This is a genomic window from Niallia sp. (genome assembly GCF_031978665.1).
In the GTDB taxonomy this organism is placed as follows: Bacteria; Bacillota; Bacilli; order Bacillales; family Cytobacillaceae; genus Niallia.
This window is the reverse complement of the sequence record NZ_DALZDK010000043.1, coordinates 27,045-28,930: the sequence shown is the minus strand read 5'-3', so window position 1 is coordinate 28,930 and position 1,886 is coordinate 27,045. Positions and strand designations below refer to the sequence as shown.

General features: G+C 35.4%; 2 protein-coding genes. Both read left to right on the top strand.

Annotated elements, in window-relative coordinates; all coding sequences use genetic code 11:
* Nucleotides 1-465: carboxyl transferase domain-containing protein (locus RTL21_RS20035; protein WP_312098474.1), on the top strand; the 465-nt coding region annotated here is incomplete at its 5' end.
* Between the two features lie 649 nt (nt 466-1,114).
* Nucleotides 1,115-1,886, top strand: a 772-nt coding sequence (gene pfkA, locus RTL21_RS20030) for a 6-phosphofructokinase (protein WP_312098481.1), incomplete at its 3' end; no start/stop codon positions are given.

Genomic DNA, 1,886 nt, shown 5'->3' with positions numbered 1-1,886 from the left:
GGTAAAGCCGCTGAAGAAAGAGGACAAAGTGAAGCAATTGCCAAAAATTTATTTGAAATGGCATCTATGCAGGTACCAATTGTCTGTATCGTAATAGGGGAAGGTGGAAGTGGCGGAGCTTTAGCCCTTGGCGTTGGTAACTATATCCATATGCTGGAGAATTCCACATATTCGGTTATTACCCCTGAAGGAGCGGCATCTATTTTATGGAAAGATGCTGGACAGGCAAAACAAGCTGCGGAAAAAATGAAGATTACTGCACCAGACCTAAAGGAATTGGGTATAATTGATTCGATTATAAGAGAAGTCAAAGGTGGAGCACACCATGATATAAAAGAACAAGCAGAGCAAATCGATGAGGTTCTATATACATCTCTTAAAGAATTAACCGGGATGACAAAGGAAGAACTTGTGAATCATCGTTATGCTAAGTTTAAAAATATGGGTGCCTATTTAAATCGTTGAAAAAGCCTATTATAATGAAATGTTTTAAACTGTAGACAATAGAACAACTGTCTACAGTTTTTTTATGACAACATTGAAAAAATAGGTTGTTTTAAAAGTAAATGGGTTTTAACTGTTCTGTGTGAAAAAGTATAAAAAAACGTGATTTGGTAAAAATGAACTTTACAATAGAAACCTAAAAAACAGTCTACATAAAAAAGAGTGAATTGCACAATATAAAACTGTTATTTTGAACTTCTTTGAAAATAATGGCGAAATGGTTTAAAGTTTCATTTATAGGGAAAAAAACTATAAATCAAAGGGTTATAAAACGTTTTCAGTTTGCTGATTATTCCGTCTTTTATTTTTTTCTCATATTAAGTTGAGATACGCGATTCTTCGTGATATGGTAGAATTGTTTAATGGATAATTGGATAAATATCAGGGAAATTAATAGAGAATAAACAATTTCTTGATTAATTTACAAAAGTTAGCAATACATAGATTATATATATGTAAATTTTGTGAAAAATGTTGCAGACAGATAATTTGTTATATAATAGTATATGTATGTTATGCTACATAATTTATTTGTTAATGAAATTATGAGGTGAGGAAATTGACAGTTAAAAGAATTGGTGTATTAACAAGTGGCGGTGACGCACCAGGAATGAATGCGGCCGTTAGAGCGGTAGTTCGTAAAGCGATTTTTCATGGAGTAGAAGTATATGGAGTTATTGGTGGTTATGCTGGGCTAATTAGCGGCAACTTCAAAAAATTAGAAGTTGGTTCTGTTGGTGATATAATCCATCGTGGTGGAACATTCCTTTTTTCTGCACGTTGTGAAGAATTCAAAACAAAAGAAGGACAACAAAAAGGAATTGAGCAATTAAAGAAACATAATATTGATGGGCTTGTTGTAATTGGTGGAGACGGATCTTATATGGGAGCGAAGGCGCTTACAGAACAAGGTTATCCATGTGTTGGAGTTCCAGGTACAATCGATAATGATATTCCAGGAACAGAATTTACAATCGGCTTTGATACGGCACTAAACACAGTTATCGATGCAATTGATAAAATCCGTGATACAGCAACTTCTCATGAAAGAACATTCATTATTGAAGTTATGGGAAGAAATGCTGGAGATATTGCTTTATGGGCTGGTTTAGCTGGTGGTGCTGAAACAATCCTTATCCCTGAAGAAGGCTTTAATCTGGAAGAGACAGTTAGCAGATTGAAAAAAGGCCAAGAGCGCGGCAAAAAGCATAGTATTATTGTCGTAGCAGAAGGGGTTGCAAGTGGTGTTGAAATTGGCAAGCTAATCGAAGAAAACACTGACTTTGATACACGTGTATCTGTATTAGGTCATATGCAACGTGGTGGTTCACCTACTGCGCAAGACCGCGTATTAGCTAGCCGCTTAGGAGCTTATGCAGTTG